This is a genomic window from Pseudomonas sp. BYT-1, assembly GCF_023611805.1.
GTDB classification, from domain to species: Bacteria; Pseudomonadota; Gammaproteobacteria; order Pseudomonadales; family Pseudomonadaceae; genus Aquipseudomonas; species Aquipseudomonas guariconensis.
Genome location: NZ_CP072560.1, coordinates 40,634 through 58,100, shown reverse-complemented (window position 1 = coordinate 58,100; position 17,467 = coordinate 40,634). Strand labels below are relative to the sequence as shown.

At 56.6% G+C, this 17,467-nt stretch carries 25 protein-coding genes; 22 read left to right on the top strand and 3 right to left on the bottom strand.

Translation table 11 applies throughout. From position 1 onward, the window contains the following. Window positions 1–88 precede the first annotated feature (88 nt). Complete coding sequence (locus J5X93_RS26505; RefSeq protein ID WP_011920678.1) at window positions 89–1,390, bottom strand: ISL3-like element IS1411 family transposase; 1,302 nt, start codon at window positions 1,388–1,390, stop codon at window positions 89–91. Between the two features lie 323 nt (window positions 1,391–1,713). Here J5X93_RS26505 and J5X93_RS26500 point away from each other — a divergent pair, with 323 nt between their 5' ends. Next, window positions 1,714–2,481, top strand: coding sequence for a hypothetical protein (locus J5X93_RS26500; protein ID WP_250035035.1), 768 nt, complete (start codon window positions 1,714–1,716; stop codon window positions 2,479–2,481). A gap of 148 nt (window positions 2,482–2,629) precedes the next feature. Here the strand turns inward: J5X93_RS26500 and J5X93_RS26495 are convergent, their stop codons facing one another. After that, window positions 2,630–2,980, bottom strand: coding sequence for a hypothetical protein (locus J5X93_RS26495; protein ID WP_177337035.1), 351 nt, complete (start codon window positions 2,978–2,980; stop codon window positions 2,630–2,632). 193 nt (window positions 2,981–3,173) lie between these two features. Here J5X93_RS26495 and J5X93_RS26490 point away from each other — a divergent pair, with 193 nt between their 5' ends. The 11 genes from J5X93_RS26490 to J5X93_RS26440 all read left to right on the top strand — a co-directional run bounded on the left by J5X93_RS26490 (window position 3,174) and on the right by J5X93_RS26440 (window position 11,497). After that, window positions 3,174–3,476 (top strand): hypothetical protein, encoded by a 303-nt coding sequence (locus tag J5X93_RS26490; RefSeq protein ID WP_023662172.1) that lies wholly within the window; start codon window positions 3,174–3,176, stop codon window positions 3,474–3,476. Between the two features lie 1,230 nt (window positions 3,477–4,706). Beyond that, entirely contained in the window at window positions 4,707–5,237 is a 531-nt protein-coding gene (locus J5X93_RS26485) for a hypothetical protein (protein ID WP_039614366.1), read from the top strand. 227 nt (window positions 5,238–5,464) lie between these two features. After that, window positions 5,465–5,719, top strand: a complete 255-nt coding sequence (locus J5X93_RS26480; protein WP_250035043.1) for a glutathione S-transferase family protein — start codon at window positions 5,465–5,467, stop codon at window positions 5,717–5,719. A gap of 163 nt (window positions 5,720–5,882) precedes the next feature. Then, window positions 5,883–7,412 carry a replicative DNA helicase gene (dnaB, locus tag J5X93_RS26475; protein WP_039614364.1) on the top strand — a complete coding sequence of 510 codons (1,530 nt, stop codon included), beginning with the start codon at window positions 5,883–5,885 and terminating at the stop codon, window positions 7,410–7,412. Between the two features lie 58 nt (window positions 7,413–7,470). Next, window positions 7,471–8,868: a replicative DNA helicase gene (gene dnaB / locus J5X93_RS26470; protein WP_004575970.1), complete on the top strand. Its 1,398-nt coding sequence runs from the start codon at window positions 7,471–7,473 to the stop codon at window positions 8,866–8,868. A 115-nt stretch (window positions 8,869–8,983) separates the two neighbouring features. After that, the gene (locus J5X93_RS26465) at window positions 8,984–9,238 is read left to right on the top strand and encodes a hypothetical protein (RefSeq protein WP_023662165.1); all 255 of its coding nucleotides are present in this window, start codon (window positions 8,984–8,986) and stop codon (window positions 9,236–9,238) included. Window positions 9,239–9,604: 366 nt separating this feature from the next. Continuing rightward, window positions 9,605–9,748: a hypothetical protein gene (locus J5X93_RS26460; protein ID WP_023662164.1), complete on the top strand. Its 144-nt coding sequence runs from the start codon at window positions 9,605–9,607 to the stop codon at window positions 9,746–9,748. Between the two features lie 286 nt (window positions 9,749–10,034). Further along, window positions 10,035–10,232 carry a hypothetical protein gene (locus J5X93_RS26455; protein WP_152619909.1) on the top strand — a complete coding sequence of 66 codons (198 nt, stop codon included), beginning with the start codon at window positions 10,035–10,037 and terminating at the stop codon, window positions 10,230–10,232. A gap of 310 nt (window positions 10,233–10,542) precedes the next feature. After that, window positions 10,543–10,884: a hypothetical protein gene (locus J5X93_RS26450; protein ID WP_054902295.1), complete on the top strand. Its 342-nt coding sequence runs from the start codon at window positions 10,543–10,545 to the stop codon at window positions 10,882–10,884. A 22-nt stretch (window positions 10,885–10,906) separates the two neighbouring features. Next, window positions 10,907–11,137, top strand: coding sequence for a hypothetical protein (locus J5X93_RS26445; RefSeq protein ID WP_054902294.1), 231 nt, complete (start codon window positions 10,907–10,909; stop codon window positions 11,135–11,137). A gap of 141 nt (window positions 11,138–11,278) precedes the next feature. Continuing rightward, window positions 11,279–11,497, top strand: a complete 219-nt coding sequence (locus J5X93_RS26440) for a hypothetical protein (protein ID WP_023662161.1) — start codon at window positions 11,279–11,281, stop codon at window positions 11,495–11,497. A 367-nt stretch (window positions 11,498–11,864) separates the two neighbouring features. Here J5X93_RS26440 and J5X93_RS26435 read toward each other — a convergent pair. Next, window positions 11,865–13,411, bottom strand: a protein-coding gene (locus J5X93_RS26435; RefSeq protein ID WP_250034213.1) for an IS3 family transposase whose coding sequence is annotated in 2 segments (ribosomal slippage) — window positions 11,865–12,925 and window positions 12,925–13,411 — 1,548 coding nt in all. Because the reading frame shifts where the segments join, the coding sequence is not laid out codon by codon here. Between the two features lie 123 nt (window positions 13,412–13,534). On the opposite strand from J5X93_RS26435, the gene J5X93_RS26430 reads away from it, so the two are divergent. The 10 genes from J5X93_RS26430 (at window position 13,535) to J5X93_RS26385 (ending at window position 17,454) form a co-directional block, all read left to right on the top strand. Next, complete coding sequence (locus J5X93_RS26430; RefSeq protein WP_063977588.1) at window positions 13,535–13,732, top strand: hypothetical protein; 198 nt, start codon at window positions 13,535–13,537, stop codon at window positions 13,730–13,732. Between the two features lie 19 nt (window positions 13,733–13,751). Next, entirely contained in the window at window positions 13,752–13,943 is a 192-nt protein-coding gene (locus J5X93_RS26425) for a hypothetical protein (protein ID WP_128637239.1), read from the top strand. 19 nt (window positions 13,944–13,962) lie between these two features. Further along, window positions 13,963–14,229 (top strand): hypothetical protein, encoded by a 267-nt coding sequence (locus J5X93_RS26420; protein WP_023662157.1) that lies wholly within the window; start codon window positions 13,963–13,965, stop codon window positions 14,227–14,229. Between the two features lie 12 nt (window positions 14,230–14,241). After that, window positions 14,242–14,493 (top strand): hypothetical protein, encoded by a 252-nt coding sequence (locus J5X93_RS26415; protein ID WP_023662156.1) that lies wholly within the window; start codon window positions 14,242–14,244, stop codon window positions 14,491–14,493. An 88-nt stretch (window positions 14,494–14,581) separates the two neighbouring features. Next, entirely contained in the window at window positions 14,582–14,845 is a 264-nt protein-coding gene (locus tag J5X93_RS26410; protein WP_172688331.1) for a hypothetical protein, read from the top strand. 309 nt (window positions 14,846–15,154) lie between these two features. After that, window positions 15,155–15,391, top strand: a complete 237-nt coding sequence (locus tag J5X93_RS26405) for a hypothetical protein (protein ID WP_039614361.1) — start codon at window positions 15,155–15,157, stop codon at window positions 15,389–15,391. Window positions 15,392–15,484: 93 nt separating this feature from the next. After that, window positions 15,485–15,994 carry a hypothetical protein gene (locus J5X93_RS26400; RefSeq protein ID WP_039614360.1) on the top strand — a complete coding sequence of 170 codons (510 nt, stop codon included), beginning with the start codon at window positions 15,485–15,487 and terminating at the stop codon, window positions 15,992–15,994. A 371-nt stretch (window positions 15,995–16,365) separates the two neighbouring features. Continuing rightward, window positions 16,366–16,683: a hypothetical protein gene (locus J5X93_RS26395; RefSeq protein WP_023662032.1), complete on the top strand. Its 318-nt coding sequence runs from the start codon at window positions 16,366–16,368 to the stop codon at window positions 16,681–16,683. A 57-nt stretch (window positions 16,684–16,740) separates the two neighbouring features. Beyond that, on the top strand, window positions 16,741–16,962 hold the full coding sequence (locus J5X93_RS26390; RefSeq protein ID WP_023383640.1) for a hypothetical protein: 222 nt from the start codon (window positions 16,741–16,743) through the stop codon (window positions 16,960–16,962). Window positions 16,963–17,118: 156 nt separating this feature from the next. After that, window positions 17,119–17,454 carry a hypothetical protein gene (locus J5X93_RS26385; protein WP_128637215.1) on the top strand — a complete coding sequence of 112 codons (336 nt, stop codon included), beginning with the start codon at window positions 17,119–17,121 and terminating at the stop codon, window positions 17,452–17,454. Window positions 17,455–17,467 lie beyond the last annotated feature (13 nt).

The window sequence follows — 17,467 nt, the reverse complement described above, 5'->3', positions numbered from 1 at the left end:
CAATAATTGGATTCTGCAACTTCTCTAAGATCCGGTCACTTAGCTATGCCTATCCACTCACGGGCGCGATTTAATAGGCTCTTCGCATTTAAGGGTGTAGCTGATTTCTAAACCCTCCTGACTTCAGCAAGCACCTGGCTATGTAATTGGTTAAATTTCTAAAGCCCAAGGCGGTACCTCGTAAGTGCTCAAGTCGCCCGTTGATAGCTTCTGTTGGACCGTTGCTGGTTCCTGGCCGGTCGAAGTAGGCAAGGATGCTCTCAGCGTATTTTTTCAGCGTTTCCCCCAAGCCTTTCACCTCGATGAGCGCTTTGGGCAAGTCGCTGGCTGTAATGATATTTATGACCTCTTCCATGAGTTTTTTACCACGTTTTCGATCCGGCTCGTTGTAGGCGCTGACCACCCGTTGGTACATGCTCCAGGTGCAATCCACTTCGAGGTGGTGCTCATCTGCAAACAGCTGGAACAGTTGCTTTTTGTTGGCGTCAGACAGGTAGCTGATCCGAGTCAGTAGCGTTCGACGGCTTTTGTAGAGCGGGTCATTTTTACGCCCTCTGCGGCCCAGGATGTCGTGTTGCACACGCCGGCGGCATTCATCCAGCATGTTGCTTGCCCAGCGCACGACATGGAAAGGATCCAGCACGGTTTGGGCTTGAGGCAGGGCTTCTTGCGCTGCAGATTTAAACCCCGTAAAACCGTCCATGGCAATGCTTTCGATCTGGTCACGCCACGATTTGGGGCGACTCTGTAGCCATTGCTTAAAGGCTTGTTTGGAGCGGCCTTCCAGCACATCGAGCAAGCGGGCCGGCCCGTTTTTGTTACGCACGGGCGTAAGGTCAACCACGATGGTGACGTACTTGTCACCACAGCGTGTATGTCGCCAAACATGCTCATCCACGCCCAGCACGGTCACACCGTCAAAACGTGTCGAGTCATTAAAAAGCAGGCGCCGTCCTTCGTTGATAATGGCATTATTAGCGGTGTGCCATGCAACATCAAGCTGGCTCGCAACACGAGATACCGACAGATGATCCAGCACGATGGCAGCTAATGCCCAGCGTATCGCCCCATATGAAAGCTTTGAACGTGGAGGTGCTGCACTGTTTGTATCTTCATGCCAGAAACAGCCGCAAGCACAACGCCAGCGACGGATACGCAGCAGCAATCTGGTTGGTCGTTGTCCGTAAGGTGTGTGAGCAAGATGCCTATCGACAGTACCGCGTGAAACACCAGCAGCCCCGCACTTGGGGCATGGCTCGGGTGCTTTGGTTAAACGACATTCGATGACGGCGCGCTCTGCACAAAGATGTTGTCCAGTGGCAGTCAGGCCGAGGTTATTCAGTTGGCAAAAGCTGGAAAGATCAGGGCTAGAAAAGGTAAGATTGTTCACGTCGGGGGCTTAGTTTTTGTTGGTGTGAGAGCTTACATTTTCTAAGATCCTCGACTCCTTTTCCAGCCGGTCAGATTTTTTCTACACCCTTAAATGCGAAGAGCCATTTAATATTTTAAATTTATAGATTCTACTGGCGTATCTATACTTGATGGGTAGAAGTGTTCCCCTGCGGTGGCGCCTCGCACTTCTCCGAGAGGGGTATGTGAGCCGTTTTGGGCTTGATTGCTGGATGGCGGTGGCTCCCCCAGAGCACAAAGCGGCGTAGGAATCCCCTGAATGGTTGTAATACTAGGAAGTGACGGCACTCGAAAGGATGAGCGATGAATCAGTATAAAATTGTTGAGCGAGAAGTAGCGCGAGCCGAGGCTCTGATTGCTGGTTACCTTGGTTTTTACGCAGGCAGCATTGACCTGGCCTACTTCAACGCAGCCTCACTCAAGCGGGTAACCCCAGAGTTCAAGCGTTGTGTGCAGGTCATCCAGGATCTCGCTGCCATGCCGGTGGTGAGTCAATCTGCGAGACGCAACATGGTGACCGCAGTGGACCGATTGGCCGACCTGGTTCGGGCACCTCAAATGAAGCCTTCAACTCGTACCCGCTGGGCTATTGAGGATTGGATTCGTCGCACCCCGCTGGCCGTGGTGCGCCATCTGGCCGCGATTGTAGGGCCTGTGGCAGCGGGTATCTGGGGAACCATCGATAGTAGTGCAGAAGCGGATGTAGGCGTGGCGATTGCTGCGGCCCTGGTGATGCTGTCTTTCGGCTGCAGCCTGAGCCATCTCCGCGACCCAGATCACTCTATTCAGAAGGGGGTGCTGGCGTTCCTTGGAGCCGGTGCCTTGATCCTCGTGACGAAGGGCGTCCTGCTCACATTCTTTGCTTTCGCAGTCATCTCCGCGGGCTTCTTCATTCGAGATGTCGCAGTGTGGTGCCGCAGATCGAAGTCGGGCGCTGGAGCTGGAAATCGTGGTGGTGATGAGCTGTTTGAGGGCAATGACAGCCTCTATACGCCGGAGGAGCTCTACGACATTGGTGGTGGGCCTGGGCCTGCACTTAGTGAGTACGGCCTTGCCAAGGACGATGATTGAGCCCGTCACCTTCGACACAGGGCGGTTGCGCCGTGAAGTTGAGGTCTAGGGCCTAGGCTAGGCCTGGCAGCTACTTGAGGGGCAATGGCTTCAATGACGCTCGGCCTCGACTTACAGGCTGGGACTAGGCCGAGCAGATGATACGGTTTTACTTACCTTCGCCGTTTGCCCGGGCGAACTGCGCAATGTCCAGTGCCGACCCATCGTAGAGGTCGATCGGCGTGTAACACCACTCGACGAACCATTCCTGGACCTGCCGGCGGGTGAGGGGGCCATACGATCGCTGGATTTTGTTGAGGCTGACGAGCCCGCAGATAGGATTGATGATCCAAAAGCCAATGTGCTTGGCGCTGAGGAAATAGGTTGCGGCGTAGAAAATGGCTGACGCGGTGTTCCCGTACAGCTCACGGATCTGAAGCATCGGGTAAAAGAACACAGCTGACGTGACCAGTGCGCAGATAGCCACAAGGAGCCACTGATTCCACAGCTTTAAGGCCATAAAGCCTGTAACCTACCATTGCTGTCGCTTGTCCAAATCGTCCCATTTCATTCTGTTTGGTGTCCTTATGCAGGGGCCTGAGGGCTGTAGAAATGTAAGGCAATGGGCCTTGATGTTCGTTTTCGATACTAAATGACTTATCTGTACGCGTTATATGTTATTTTCTCGCCATGCAAACCATGTCGGGAGATCAATGGTGACTTCAGCAAAACACACCCGCAGACGTGCGGTTTTTTGGGGGGTAGCTTTGCTGGCCCTGGTCGGCGGGCCGTTGGCTTATAAGGGCCTTGGGTTGAACAATCTGAGGACCAGTTTTTCCTCGGCGACGAGCGAGGAAATTCAGGCGGCGGCCCGTGATTCCAAATGCGCGACTCGGCTCCTGGTGGATGCCAATCGGAGTGCGCAAGACATCCGGGTCAGGGATCTGGATTGGGTCAAGGAGCGCTGTGCATTAGTTGAGCGCCAGGCAGCGGCGTTCGAGGGAACGGCACAATGAGTAGCTCCAAAACCGCGGCCTGCCGGCGGACCTCCAAAATTCAGATTCGGCGCAACTATGTGGTGGGCGCCGTCTGCCTTCTCGCGTTTCTCGCTTCGTCGTTCGCATATCAATTGCCAGGCCTTACCGCTAAGGCCGCTTCCTTTGTGGTTGGGTACTGGGCGGCACTGCCGTTTGTACACCTGGCTACAGGGCATGGGTTCGGCTTCAAGAAGAAACGGGCAGCACCTTGCGGCGGCGCTTGCGTAGATGTCCACGAGCGCTGTGATGCTCAACGCGAGGATGAGGAGGCTTCCCAGGAGCAAGCTGACGGTGCTCCGCATACCGGTCCGGCAATCTCGCGTTCACCGTCCGTCCAGTCCCAGTAATCAGTACAGGTCGAATCGAGATGAAACGAAAATTCAAGAATGGTGATTCTGGCTGGAAGACAAACTGGCTCGGAGTTTGTGAGCGACCTCGGTTTTTCACAATCCACACACTCAAAGCGCTCGCAATGATAGTTGTATTCACGATTCTCAGCTTATTGCGCTCAGCAGCGGTTTTAGTGCTGGTTGCCCTGCTAGTCTCCTTGGTTGGCAAATTATTCACTCCTCTTGAGCTATTGGACGCTCAAAGTCGTGCGGTCCTGGGTGGGCCGCGAGACTATTTTGTACTGACAATTATGGGCCTGATTTGGCATGGACTGGTGTGTGATTCATTCGCTGCATTTCGGAAGTGGCGGCAGCAGCGGAGTCGAAATGAAATTAAAATGAGCTGATTTCTGGGGCTGCTCATAAACCGAAATCATATTTAGGAATATGGTAAATTTCCTATGCTTGTCGAAAAATGGAAAGCTCTTGATCCGACAGTTAGGGATCATCTTATCACCGTACCTATAGTGCTACTGTTGTTGGCCTTGGTTATATGGGCTGTCTACCATTACGCTCCGGAGAAAGTTACGCGGCCTGCTGGAGAGGTGAAGTCTCTTGTGCTGCATGACTCTGCTTTCTCGACCATTACGACCCTGGAAACAACTGATGGCTGGTATCAGCTTGAAGGGGTAGTCTCGGGGGGCTAAGGGCGATAACGTGAGTATTCAAGCTCAGGGCGCATACAGGAAAGCGTGCATTGCATCCCAGGATAGCAAGGCGTGTTACGATATTCGCTGAGTAAAATTTAAATAGTAATGCCCAATCAGTGAAATCAAGAGACCGATAGCTCCATTAAGCAAGACCGAGGAATTTAGGTTACATGAACGTCCAGGAGAAATTGCGCCACTACGAAGCCACGCTCATCGCTGCCCCGCGGCGAATTTTGGCCGGTAAACATGACTGGAAAAATGACATCACAAGTGACGCTGGGGTTTACGTGATCTGGGAGGCCGGTATTGCACGATACGTCGGTGAGACATCGGCACTACGCGCCCGAATGGGCGACCTTACCTCGTTTAAAAACCACTCATTTGCGAAGGGCACTTGTGTGCGCTTCAATATTGACGCCAGCGACAAAGAGGGTCTAGTCAAAGCGTATTCGAGTAACTACGAACTGTCCTTCTGCGCAATTCCATTAGGTCGCAAGGAAGTTGAGGAGTACCTGATCTTGCGCTGGCGCTCTAGTCTATGGAATAAGGTGACATCACGGCTGCTCGATGGGCACCAATACAATTGGGTTGTTCCTGCAGCATCCACCTCCGAGAATGAAGCCGGCGGTACAACTGCCATCCAGGCGCTGCAAAGCAATCAGACGAAAGAGCTCGATACTGAGCTGGCGGAAGAGCTTTAGGGCTTACCCCGTGCTCTGTATTCCGGGGTGTCCGGCCGACCTGATGGTTTCGCAGGAATAATAGAAAATCAGTAAATTATGAGTTGTTTTCTGGCTTTAGGCATTGAATTGACATTCGATACGGCTTTCATGATTATAGGTACGTGTTACGATTTTTCGGTTGTATCACGCCGCTAAGGATGTGAGTTCAGCCGCAGTAGCCCCGAGTCCCTCTCTGGAGATTTTCAATGTTGAACCCAACAACGAATGCCGAACCCGTAGACCAGAACTTCGATGGTGCTGGTCTGAAGGCCGCGTTGCAGGAGTTCGGCGACAAGATCCAGGCCGCTACTGGCCGTTCACTGCTGCCGCTTGAGCTCAAAGCATTCCGCGCCCAGGTCGCTACTTGCATCGCTCATCGGCAGCCACGGGTGGTTCAGTTGGGCCTTTGCGACTTTCAGACCCGCAGTGGGCGGGCTGAGTTGATTGAGGTCAAGTTCTAACCAGAATGGCCACCCAGCGCAAGGTAGTTGCGTTCATGGCACCCAAACAACGAACATCGTGCCCGAAACCCAGCTGTCAGCTCGCACCAGAGCCTCTATGAGGTACTGCTCGCAGCTGTCGGCCCGGTCCACCCCCAGCATTTCCATTAGTAAGGCCTGAGGCTTGAAAGACCATTTCCATCTAGCGGCTGAATACGAACAGACCCCGAGCCGGGAGCTGCCGCATTCTGTTGAAGCCGAGCAGGCCATTCTAGGGGGATTGCTGAATGACCCGCGTGCTTGGGTTCGAGTCTCTGACCTGGTCGTCGAATCTGACTTCTTCCGCTCTGACCACAGGCTCATTTTCAAGGCTATTGCCAGGCTGCTTGAAGAGGGCCGGGCGCTTGATGTCGTCACGGTACAGGAGGCCTTGGAACGTGCAGGTGAGCTCTCGAATGCAGGTGGCTTGGCCTATCTAAAAGAGCTTTCCGATAACACCCCGTCCGTCGCCAACATCGCCTCCTTTGCCCGCGTAGTCAGCGAGCGTTCGCAGTTCCGGAAGATCATCGGTGTGTGCGAGGAGATCGAGCAGAGCGCCAACTCCCCAGCCGGTCGCTCCGTGGAAGATCTGGTGCATGATGCCGAAGCGAAAATGCTGTCTGTGGCCGGTCAACGGCCGAAGGAGGGCGGTCCGGTTGGCATCGAAACCCTGCTCAGAAAGGCCGTCGAGAAGATCGAAACCGCCCATGAGTCAGGGCTTGAGTCCTTGGGCCTATCGACAGGTTTCGTCGACCTCGATAGCAAACTGAGCCTGTTGCGTCCTGCTGACCTGGTCATCGTGGCCGGCCGGCCATCCATGGGCAAAACCACTTTTGCCATGAACATTGTGGAAGAGGCCGTTCTGCGGTCGGATAAAGTGGTCGTGGTCTACTCCATGGAGATGCCAGGCGATGCACTGCTAACGCGCATGCTCTCCTCGATGGGTAGCATTGACCAGTCGCGAGTCCGATCCGGGAAGCTGTTGAACGAGGACTGGACCAAGCTGACCAAGGCTGCCAACGCGCTCAACAAAAACGATCGCTTCTTCATTGACGACACGCCGGCGCTGAGCCCATCGGAGATGCGTAGCCGCACGCGGAGACTTCGACGTGTGCACGGCGAGATAGGACTGATCATGGTGGACTACCTGCAGCTGATGCAGATCCCCGGATACGGCGGTCTCAATCGGACCAACGAGATTTCGGCCATCTCCAGGTCACTCAAGGCTTTGGCCAAGGAATTTGATTGCCCCGTGATTGCACTCTCGCAGCTCAATCGCTCGGTGGAACAGCGCAAGGACAAGCGACCTGTGAATTCCGACCTGCGCGAGTCCGGCGCTATCGAGCAAGACGCAGACGTGATCATGTTTGTGTATCGAGATGAGGTGTACAACCCCGACTCCCGTTTTGCTGGTACCGCAGAGATCATCATCGGCAAGCAGCGAGAAGGCCCGACCGGTTTCGTCCGGCTTGGTTTCGAGGGTCGATACACACGCTTCGTTAATTTGGAGCCGGGTACGCACGACTTCACTGAACAAGAGATGGGGGTAGAGAGGATTGACCCTAACCCACGCCTTGGCCGCATGCCCGTCCAGAAGCTCGCAGAAGGGGCGGCGAACAAAGTCGAGAGCAAGGGTAGGGGGCGGCGCCGAAAAGGCGCGAGAAAGCCGCCATAAAGCCCGCTGACGCCTCTCCACTCGCAAGCGCCCTCAACTTACTGAACAAGATGCCCACATGAACGAAGACTACGCTTCAGAGCAGCTCGACCTACAGACTTCCTCGCTGAAGGTGCCACCGCACTCTATCGAGGCAGAGCAATCCGTGCTCGGTGGTCTCATGCTCGATAACAATGCCTGGGAGCGCGTGCTCGATCAGGTCTCCGACGGCGATTTCTACCGGCACGATCACCGGCTTATTTTCCGCGCCATTCACAAGCTGGCGGACCTGAACGAGCCATTCGATATCGTCACGCTGCATGAGCGCCTGGACAAGGAAGGGCTGAGCAGCCAGGTTGGCGGGCTGGCCTATCTGGCAGAGCTGGCCAAGAACACCCCTTCGGTGGCCAACATCAAAGCCTATGCTGCGATCATCAGGGAGCGGGCGACCCTGCGCCAGCTGATCAGCATCAGCACGGACATCGCAGACAGTGCCTTCAACCCTGAAGGCAGGAACGCTTCGGAGATCCTCGACGAGGCCGAACGGCAGATTTTCCAGATTGCTGAAGCCCGGCCAAAAACCGGCGGGCCGGTTGGTGTCAAAGACCTCCTGACGATGGCCATCGATCGCATCGACACGCTATTCAACTCTGACAGCGACATCACCGGCGTGTCGACCGGCTTCACCGATCTGGACGAGAAGACCAGCGGCCTGCAGGCGGCCGACCTCATCATCGTGGCCGGCCGGCCGTCGATGGGTAAGACTACCTTCGCCATGAACCTGGTGGAAAACGCTGTGCTGCGGTCCGAGAAAGCGGTGCTCGTGTTCTCCCTCGAAATGCCAGGTGAATCGCTGATCATGCGTATGCTGTCATCGCTCGGCCGCATCGACCAAACCAAGGTGCGTTCCGGCCAGCTGGATGACGATGACTGGCCGCGATTGACCTCGGCGGTGAATCTGCTCAACAACCGCAAACTGTTCATCGACGACACCGCCGGTATCAGTCCCTCGGAGATGCGTGCACGGACCCGGCGCCTGGCCCGCGAGCACGGTGAGATTGGCATGATCATGGTCGACTACCTGCAGTTGATGCAGATCCCGGGCTCCGCCGGCGACAACCGGACCAATGAGATTTCCGAGATCTCCCGTTCCCTCAAGGCCCTGGCCAAGGAATTCAACTGCCCAGTGATCGCCTTGTCGCAGCTGAACCGCTCCCTGGAGCAGCGGCCGAACAAGCGCCCAGTGAACTCCGACTTGCGTGAGTCCGGTGCGATCGAGCAGGACGCCGACGTGATCATGTTCGTGTACCGGGATGAGGTGTATCACCCCGAGACCGAGCACAAGGGTGTGGCGGAAATCATCATCGGCAAGCAGCGTAACGGCCCCATCGGCTTCGTGCGCTTGGCGTTCATTGGCAAGTACACCCGCTTCGAGAATCTCGCGCCGGGCATGTACAACTTCGACGATGATGAGTAGTGAGTGGCGATAGCCTGCGCCGGTAGGATTGGGATGTCGTTATGCAGAGCAGATTTCATGCTCGGTGTTGAGCATCTCCAGGATACGAAGCCTACATCCTCCTGGAGATGCCAACATGAATCAGCTGCCCGTATCCGAACTCACCTGGCCACAACAGGTCGCCCTAAACGACTACACCCTGTTCGCCCAACGCCTGCCCATTGAGGGCGCCGACAAGGCCGAGCATTGGCTTGAGCGCAAGCGCAAAGATTTCCTCGCTTGCATCATGCACATCAACGAACAGGCCAGTTACACCGCCTTCCTTGCCCGCCTAATCAAGGAAACTCCATCGCCCGCCGCCCGGGCTGCTAAACTGGCCTCTCGCCAGTGAGGCCGCGGTTGCTGGTCCTGGTCTTGATCAAAGGAAAACCCCGGCTGACTGATGTTCAGGGGCTTTTCCGGTTAGCCATCACCGCACGCAGCTCTGACGAGTGCGCATGTTGCGTGGTCAGCTTTCAGTAAATGCTCCACACACCCCGGCCAAGGCTGGGGTTTTTCCGTTTGGCGGCCCACACTAACTGCTTCCTTCTAACCAAACAGTCCGGTCACCAGCCCGCCTCATGCCAGCTGCGCTTGCAGTAAAGCCATTTGTACTTTGCAGTATTATGCGTACGCGTTATGATTTTGCAGGTCAGCCCTGGGCGGCGCATTACCGGCCGGGCGATCCGAGATCGAAGCCAATGAACAGGAAATTGTGATGTTCAAGAAGAAACCAACGAAAGAGCTTAGTGCAGAGGACGAACGCTTTTATCGTTCTGCAAGCCACGTCATGGCGATGGTTTGGATGGTAGGTGCATTGACTGCGGTCTTCACTGGGATGGCCGAGTCTGCAAATGTCTAGAAATCCCAAGAATTTACGAGTGATAACGGGCGGTAAGCCGTCGGGGCAGTCCCTCGACACAGCTGAACGCCGCAAGCAGTTAGGCCGGATACGGACTTGCTCGCGTTTTTTCTTTGAGCCTCCTTTTCTCGGGCCGCGCATGGCTCTTGCGGTAGCTGCTGCTATGGCGGTCGGAGCCCTCTCCGTGGCGGCCGTAGGCACGGGCTGGACTTCGATGCTGGCGTCGTGCGCAACATTTGCGGCAGTGCTTCGCTTCGGAAAAGCAGCAAAGACATGGGGAGCTAGGATGGATGCCTTCCTGGCTGAGTATGACCCGCTGGACAAAGAAGCATACAGACGGTTGCAGGCTATTACTGAGAAGGAAGGGTTATCGCCGTGCTTGCTGGATGAGTGGTTAAGCAGCGAATACGCTGCCATTGATTCTGCTGATGGAGTTCAACCCGCATCGGCACGCAGGGGTCGCTTTCTGCGAAAAAAGATTTAGGAACATTGCTGTACCGATCGATCTGTAGGACTGCCTGAATGAAAGCGAGACCATGACCACAAGCCTAAAGCCTCGCCGCCCTCGGAAACCGACCTAGTTGCAGCAGGGCATTCTGTACGCAGCTGCTGACCTGGCCCGGCCCGGTTCATTGTCCAGGTTGAGGATGTTGCCGCACTGTTGCGCCGTCAGGGCCTGGCCGATGCCGACTGCTCCGACTTGGAAGAAATGGACAAAGAGCAATTGCGCGTGCTGCGCGATGATTTTGGCCTGCCCCTGCGCGGCCTCGACTGACCTACCGGAAAACGCGACCATGGCAGGCTACAAGGTCAGAAAGCTGTGCAAGATGCTTCAAGCGGCGTTCCCTGAACGTCATGGCCTTGCACTCACTTGGTCGCCAGAGAACGTCTACCCGGTGAAAGGCGCTTGGCGCTCCCGCCGTGCGATGTTCGATGTTCGTGCTTGGGAGGCGCATGCCACCTACGTGAATGAATGCGGTCAGGTGGTTCACGGTATGTCGGTTGGCAGCTACGCGACGATTACCGACCTGATCAAGTTCCAAAAGCTGTACGTTCTGCCTCGTGATGATGAGGTGGACGGCTACAACGGTGATGCACCGCCGCCACTGCGCGAGTACACCGAGTTTGAAGAATGAGCCAGACCAAGGAAACCACCGCATGTCACTGAAATTGAGCGCCAAAGAGTTTGTGAAGTCCCGGTTCCCCGAAGCCAGTATTGTGAAGCAGGCCGAGGCGCTGTTTGTGCTTCGCGGGGTGCCTGGCCTGTGCGTGTCTGGGATTACTGAGCAGTACGTCTGGGAGGGTGCGGCTCAGGAGCTGAGCGACCCCGTTCTTGAGCGTGTCAGGGTCGAAGCAGCAGAGCTGTCTTTAACTGCTCCCAGTAAATAGGAAATCCCGGCAGCCCACAGGGGCTGCATTGGAGAGTCGCCCGGAGTACCGATCACCCGCGATAGCCAGGCTGTCAGAAGGTAATCAAACGTCAGACCGGGCGGCTCTACCAATGTAGCAACGAGCCAAAGGAATCGCGCCATGCGTAGCAAGGATCAAGAGTTTACAGTCGGTAAAGGCCAGCAGATGTGGGGCGGCAAGTCCCATTACCCGGATCTTGTTCGTTTGGTTATTCCGAAGGACCAAGCTCTGGCTCTGGCTCAGAAGATTCTGCGTGAGCTGGAGCACGCGAAGCCAGACCAAACCCACTTGGGCGAAATCGCACTGTTCGGCCAGCTTGAAGACTTTGACGACGAGTAACGGGAAAACGCCATGCAAAAAGCTGACTGGCAAATCGTACAAATCTGGCCGGATTTCGTCGTTGAGGTGAACTGCAACGGCGGTGGCCATCGCCGGGTGTACCACGATGGTCGCATTGAGCTGATCGACTAAGGAAAACTCCATGAAATCGGGTATCCAAACATTCCAGTGCCTCCTAATCTATCTGTTTTTCTTGGGCGTAATGACCGCATGCCTTGTGACGGCTGTTCCAGCCCTGATCTACCAAGGGGTAGGGTTGTGGTACGTGCTCTTTACTTCTATCACCTGGATCATCCTATGTCTGCTCTCAATCAACTGTTACAAAGCAGTCTCCGGCGATTTTCAAGGTAGTTGTCGCGTGAGCGTGTCACGCTGCCTTTGATGTTTGCTGCAGTACCGCTTCCCGCTCCGGGTTCAGGCACACGATTGGTGCCAGCACCCAGTTCCTGATGTTGCCGCTCCAGCGCTCCGGGTGCCGTGCACGCGCCGCCTCGTACAGCTCGATACGCTTGCGCAGCAACTCTTCCGCCTGGCCAGTATGTCGCTGCGCCGGGGTCACGAACTTCAGGGCGCTGTGGCGATGTTCATGGTTGTACCAGGCCACGAAGCTGTTCACCCAGTTCCTGGCCTGCTCCAGCGTGTCGAAGGGCCGCTCCGGCCACAGCGGGCAGTACTTCGCCGTGCGGAACAAGGCCTCGGCATAGGCGTTGTCATTGCTCACCCGCGGGCGGCTGAACGAGGGCATCACACCCAGGTTCTGCATGGCCGCCAGCATGGTCGAGCCCTTCATCGCGCTGCCGTTGTCCGAGTGCAGTACCAGTGGCTGGCCTGCCCGCTGTTCACGTAGGCAGGCCTGGCGTAGCAGCTGGGCGGCCTGCTCGGCGCTTTCACTTTCATGCACCTCGTTGGCCACCAACTTCCGGCTGTAGACGTCCTTGATCATGTACCAGTAGAAGTAACGGCCCTTGACCGTGGTCGGCAGCCAGGTGATGTCCCAGCACCACAGCTGGTTCGGGCCGTCGGCAACATGGGTCGTCAGCGCTCGTTTCACCGGTGGGCGGCTACGGCCGCGCGGATGCTGCTGTTCGGCGTCCTTCAGCAACCGGTAAAAGGTCGACTCCGAGGCCAGCCAGGTGCCCTGATCGGCCAGCCGCGCCACGATCTGCTGCGGCGGCAGGCTGGCAAACTCGGGCTGGTTGGCGACCTCCAGCACGCGGCGGCGCTCTTGCGGGGTCAGCTTGTTGGCCGGCTCAGCTCGTTGTGCCGAAGGACGCCGATCCTCCGGGCAGTGCTGCCAGCGCTGTAGGCTGCGCAGCGACAGGCCCAGTTCGGCGCAGGCCTGCGCCCGCCGCGCTCCCGCCGCCACGGCGTCCTCGATCAACTGCAGCGTTTCACGGCGATCCGGGGCGCTGATCATTCGTCCTCGTCCTTCCCCCAGAGCGCCTCGGCTTTTTTTCGCAACACCAGCAGAGCCGCGGTTTCTGCCAGCGCTGCATCCTTGCGCCGCAGTTCACGCTCCAGCTGCTTGATGCGCTTCTTCGCGGCCTTTTCCTCTTCGCGTTCGCGCCGGGTCTTGCTCGGCTGAGCCAGGCTGTTGGCCTGCTCGCAGACTTCGCGCCAGGCGTTGATCTGCTCGACATACAGGCCTTTGCGCCGGCAGTACTCCGCCAGCTCAGCCGCATTGAGGCTGGCGCTTTCCAGCACCACCCGAAACTTGTCCTGGCTCGACCACTGGTCGGCCTGCTGTCCATCTCCCGGCACCACTGCTCCCGCTGCTCTGGCCTGTTTGCGCCAAGCATACAGGGTGGCATCAGTAATGCCTGTCGCTTCCACCAGCTCCGGCACCGTCCGGTTCAAGGGCGGCATCATCTGCCGCACCACCCACTCCCGATGCTCTATCGAATAACGCGCCACACGGCTCTCACTTCCGCCCACCGACCAAGACTCATCGAATCAACTCACACGACAACTATCCTGACGCGGCGGGTCTCAGCGTGTGCCAAGAAACGATTCGACTAACTGTTAACGGAATTCGCCATGAAGTATTGGATTGCTCAATGCGAGTCCTGTGGGACCGTTAAGCGTGCTCAAAAATCAAAGCCGACCAGCTGCACGGAAGAGATCCGCACGGGCGAGCGTTCGATTCGTCGTTGCGGGAATGAACTCACCAACCATCAGGACATCACCGCAAAGGTCGAGGCTGCGAAAGCAGCTCAGGCCCATGCAGCCGGGTAACAAGGAAAACGACGCTCAGATGATCGACGATCCAAACGTTACGAAAATAGTCAACCGGGCGATTCTTGAGCATATGGCACAGGTGTTTGGGCCAGACTCGACAGCCGCAGCTGTGCTTGCGGAAGCTGCAGAGCTTGAACGCGATGGACACGAGGTCGTGTTTTATCGTCGCGGTCGTGAGCTGTGGGTTGACCCCAAGACTAACCACTGATTTGTTCGAGGAAAAGAGCATGCAGATCAAAGTTAGAGAGGGGGACGTATTCCCCCTGAATCGGCCTCAACAGGTCTGGTGGGGGGATAGCCCCGACGTGATGCAAGTCGCCCGTTTCGCGGGTCAGGAAATGATGGCCATCACCGACGATGCCGGCGCTTTCGAGTTGGATTATTTGGGCCACATTGGTAGCGGGTTTGCCAGCATCGAGGACGCCAAAGCGGCAGCGCCTGAGTTCGCTCGGGCCGTGCTGGAGCGGCTACGCAATCTCATTCAGGACGTGTAGGAAAACGTGACCATGGCACAACTGATCGAGGCGCTGCGCTCGACCGCCGCGAAGTGGCGAGCAGGCAACCAGGAACACCGTGAAGGCGTCGTGCTGGTGTGGGACGGCGACGTGTACGGCTGGAAGGATCAACTGCGCGACCCGGCCAGCGAGCGCCCAGGTGCGTACGCCGTGGACAAGGCCGGGGTGGTCTTCAAGGCCGAGGGCGGCGACGACTACAACGGTGCAAAAGCGTGGGTCGCGGTTGACCCTGATGCGCAATAGGAAACCGCCGCCGATCATCAGCCCGCCGAGTGCGGGCTTTGGCAGTACCAGGAGGCGCGTTTTGCGGCTCAATTCATGGAGATAGGGAATGGGTATTTTGGGTGGCAAGGTAGCGTCCGTACACGTTTGGACTGAAGGGGACCGTTCAGTCGGCCTCGATGGCGAGGGCGCAGAAATCCATGCGGCGGGTGATTTCTTGATCGACCTCGATGCCCTGGCTCCTGAGGATCGCCAAGCAACACTTGAGGCGTTCCGGCAGAAGATCATCGAAGCCTTCTCGCTGGCTTGGGATAAACCAGCCAAGGCAATTTTTGACATTGAGTTGGCCGACGATACGCAGGCCGCCAGTTAAGGGAAAACGTCGCCCAGGTACGCCCAAGCCCAGCCATCGATCTGGGCAGCGGCAGTAGAGGGGCACGGTAAGCGTGCCAAGGATCGAGTAGGAGAAGATAAATGACCAGCCCAGCACAGAAAGTCCCAGTTCTCGGTGCCAACTACTTGCCCAGGAACCCCGCTTCGGATGACCTCAAAGAGCGCCCCGAGGGTGAACCAGTAAGCTTTTTCGATCCGAAGGGTGACTCTTGCGGGTTTGAGAGGCTTCAGGCTCTAACCGATGCTATGGCCATGAAGCTCAACCATTCGAAGTAGCAGGGAAAACGCCATGTTGAGTCTCGTTACAGATCAGCGCCCAGGAGAGCCGGAATTGCTTGCCACGGTGAAGCACCAGGCTTTCGAAATCCGCTCGCTCGCCGGCAACGTGCTGGCAACGGTGACAGCGCCGGTATCCGGTTGGACGCATGAGCAGCTGCTGGAAGTTGCCACGCAGCATGAAGCGATTACCCGTGACGGCGCCGATGGCTACCTTGGCGCCCACTGGGTTGGTAGCACCGAAATCTGACCAAGGAAAATCCCGCTGCACAGCACGGCCCTTGATTGGGCCTTTTGCAGTACCAGGGTGCGAGTTTCGCGCCCGCGAAATCAAGGAATGCCGATGGACCGCGAAAAACCAGACTATCAAGAAGTCTTCCCCCAGGTGCTGCAATCCGCATCGTGGGAGAAGCGTGCCACGACCATGTTTGCCGGTGCCCAGGATCAACTGCCGGTGTTCGGTCAGTATGTGCGGACTGGGCCAGGCCCGGTGCCGCTGGTGAACCAGATCGGCTACGTGGTCCAGATCCGCCGTCGTCAGGGCATTTTCGGGTCCGATATCTACCTGCTGCGTCACTGCAACGGCGAGCTGGTCCAGCATTCCAACAACATGTACCTGCCACTGACCCCGGAAGAAATTGAAGCAGTGCTGCCTTGCTTTGGCAGTGTGAAACCGAGCGCTGAAGGCGAAAACCCGGTCTACGGCATTGGCGACCCAACCACACGCACAGCCGGGTTCCTGATCGAGCCACCCGAGGGCTTCGAGCTGCGCGGCGGCGAGGGGGCACGTATGCGCATGACCACCATCGGCGCCGATGGCGGCAAGACCGTCACTGACACCGTTTTCTTGTAGGAAATCACGGTACCGCCCAAGCCCAGCCCCTGCTGGGCAGCGGCAGTAGAGGGGCACGGCAAGCGTGCCCAGGATCGAGCAGGGAATGAAATGAGTCTAGGCGGGGCAATATTTTTTACGGCAGTTCTCGCGGTATTACTCGGATGGTGTGCTTCTGCATGTCGGGAAACTGAGGGGGCCTGGAAATTATGGCTGTTGTTCTTTGTGGTGACTGTTGGGCTGACGTGGTTCATCTACTTTTGCTCTGTCATGGCTGATCAACAGTAACTGTTCGAGGAAATCGCCGCGACACCCCCAGCCCCGCCAGTCGGGGCTAAGCCAGTGAAAGGGTGCCGAAGCTTTGGCATCCACCACCACATGAGGTAGTACCGATGATAGCGATTCTTCAGTTGTTGATTTTTTTGCTCCTGCTCCCGTACATCCTATTTGGCGTAGTGCTCGCCAAGATAGCGGAAGCGGTCTGCACGGTCTTCCAGCCTGTGCTTCTGCTACTTGCGGTGTGGATTGCTTCGCTCGGTGTCTTTCTCGTTCCGAGCATGATGCCAAACGACCGGCCTTGGCTGTCGCTGGTTGATTCCATCGCACAAAGCCATGTGTTGGGCGTACCAACACCGTTTGGCATTCTCGGGGTGGCAGTGTGTGTTTTGATTGTGTCCGTTATCGCAAGACAACGGCGCCCTGCGAACTGATCACAGTAATCTAGGAATTCAGGATGGCCATTAACGATAACGCTGGCGGAGGCTGCGATGAACGTTGACTACTTCGCTTGGGTGTTCAGACGTTCTCTGGTAGTGACTTTGCTGTACGTCATTGCCTGCCTGGTCGGCTGGCTGCTGTTCGGGGTCGGAAACGGCTGGAGCGCGATTGTTGTTTCGAGCCTGACCTGGGTGATGTTTTTCTGGTTGTACGCCAAAGACCCTCGCACTGAGCGGACGCACTACAACGAAACCCGAGAACGAGACGAATAGGAAATATCGAGTACAACCAACGCCTCGGCCAGTGGCGGGGCTCGGTTAGTAGAAGCGCCAGATCGGCCAGCGCAGAAAATCCAGACATGCGTTGGACTGATACCGTAACAGAGGCGCGCTTTTGGCGCGTCCATAGAGCATGAGGAAGCATTGTTTATGGGACAGGCAAAAAACCGTGGTTCTCGGGAGCAACGAATAGCAGAGGCTCAAGACAGTCGAAAGATGACTAGCAGACTGCATGCGATCATCAATGAAACGCGCATGGAAAGCGTGATTTTGCCTAAATTTCCCTGCGCAGAATGTGGTACCTGGATTACGCCAGACCCCTCGAAAAATGAAGAGCTTGTTGTTCCTGTGCGTCATGGCGTCCAGTTCGGTGAGTGCCAGCATTGTAATGCTCGGCATTTGGTTGTTTCAGCCTCAAATAAACAGGATTGCATAGCTCTTGAACCAATTCTTGCAAGCATGAAGCGCTCAATGAGTTGGGTTTGATCCAAGCACTGAA

Coding starts and splice junctions, on each gene's coding strand:
- J5X93_RS26500 (WP_250035035.1), top strand. CDS start 1,714: ATGAATCAGTATAAAATTGTTGAGCGAGAAGTAGCGCGAGCCGAGGCT.
- J5X93_RS26495 (WP_177337035.1), bottom strand. CDS start 2,980: ATGGCCTTAAAGCTGTGGAATCAGTGGCTCCTTGTGGCTATCTGCGCA.
- J5X93_RS26490 (WP_023662172.1), top strand. CDS start 3,174: ATGGTGACTTCAGCAAAACACACCCGCAGACGTGCGGTTTTTTGGGGG.
- J5X93_RS26485 (WP_039614366.1), top strand. CDS start 4,707: ATGAACGTCCAGGAGAAATTGCGCCACTACGAAGCCACGCTCATCGCT.
- J5X93_RS26480 (WP_250035043.1), top strand. CDS start 5,465: ATGTTGAACCCAACAACGAATGCCGAACCCGTAGACCAGAACTTCGAT.
- dnaB (WP_004575970.1), top strand. CDS start 7,471: ATGAACGAAGACTACGCTTCAGAGCAGCTCGACCTACAGACTTCCTCG.
- J5X93_RS26465 (WP_023662165.1), top strand. CDS start 8,984: ATGAATCAGCTGCCCGTATCCGAACTCACCTGGCCACAACAGGTCGCC.
- J5X93_RS26460 (WP_023662164.1), top strand. CDS start 9,605: ATGTTCAAGAAGAAACCAACGAAAGAGCTTAGTGCAGAGGACGAACGC.
- J5X93_RS26455 (WP_152619909.1), top strand. CDS start 10,035: ATGGATGCCTTCCTGGCTGAGTATGACCCGCTGGACAAAGAAGCATAC.
- J5X93_RS26450 (WP_054902295.1), top strand. CDS start 10,543: ATGGCAGGCTACAAGGTCAGAAAGCTGTGCAAGATGCTTCAAGCGGCG.
- J5X93_RS26445 (WP_054902294.1), top strand. CDS start 10,907: ATGTCACTGAAATTGAGCGCCAAAGAGTTTGTGAAGTCCCGGTTCCCC.
- J5X93_RS26440 (WP_023662161.1), top strand. CDS start 11,279: ATGCGTAGCAAGGATCAAGAGTTTACAGTCGGTAAAGGCCAGCAGATG.
- J5X93_RS26430 (WP_063977588.1), top strand. CDS start 13,535: ATGAAGTATTGGATTGCTCAATGCGAGTCCTGTGGGACCGTTAAGCGT.
- J5X93_RS26425 (WP_128637239.1), top strand. CDS start 13,752: ATGATCGACGATCCAAACGTTACGAAAATAGTCAACCGGGCGATTCTT.
- J5X93_RS26420 (WP_023662157.1), top strand. CDS start 13,963: ATGCAGATCAAAGTTAGAGAGGGGGACGTATTCCCCCTGAATCGGCCT.
- J5X93_RS26415 (WP_023662156.1), top strand. CDS start 14,242: ATGGCACAACTGATCGAGGCGCTGCGCTCGACCGCCGCGAAGTGGCGA.
- J5X93_RS26410 (WP_172688331.1), top strand. CDS start 14,582: ATGGGTATTTTGGGTGGCAAGGTAGCGTCCGTACACGTTTGGACTGAA.
- J5X93_RS26405 (WP_039614361.1), top strand. CDS start 15,155: ATGTTGAGTCTCGTTACAGATCAGCGCCCAGGAGAGCCGGAATTGCTT.
- J5X93_RS26400 (WP_039614360.1), top strand. CDS start 15,485: ATGGACCGCGAAAAACCAGACTATCAAGAAGTCTTCCCCCAGGTGCTG.
- J5X93_RS26395 (WP_023662032.1), top strand. CDS start 16,366: ATGATAGCGATTCTTCAGTTGTTGATTTTTTTGCTCCTGCTCCCGTAC.
- J5X93_RS26390 (WP_023383640.1), top strand. CDS start 16,741: ATGAACGTTGACTACTTCGCTTGGGTGTTCAGACGTTCTCTGGTAGTG.
- J5X93_RS26385 (WP_128637215.1), top strand. CDS start 17,119: ATGGGACAGGCAAAAAACCGTGGTTCTCGGGAGCAACGAATAGCAGAG.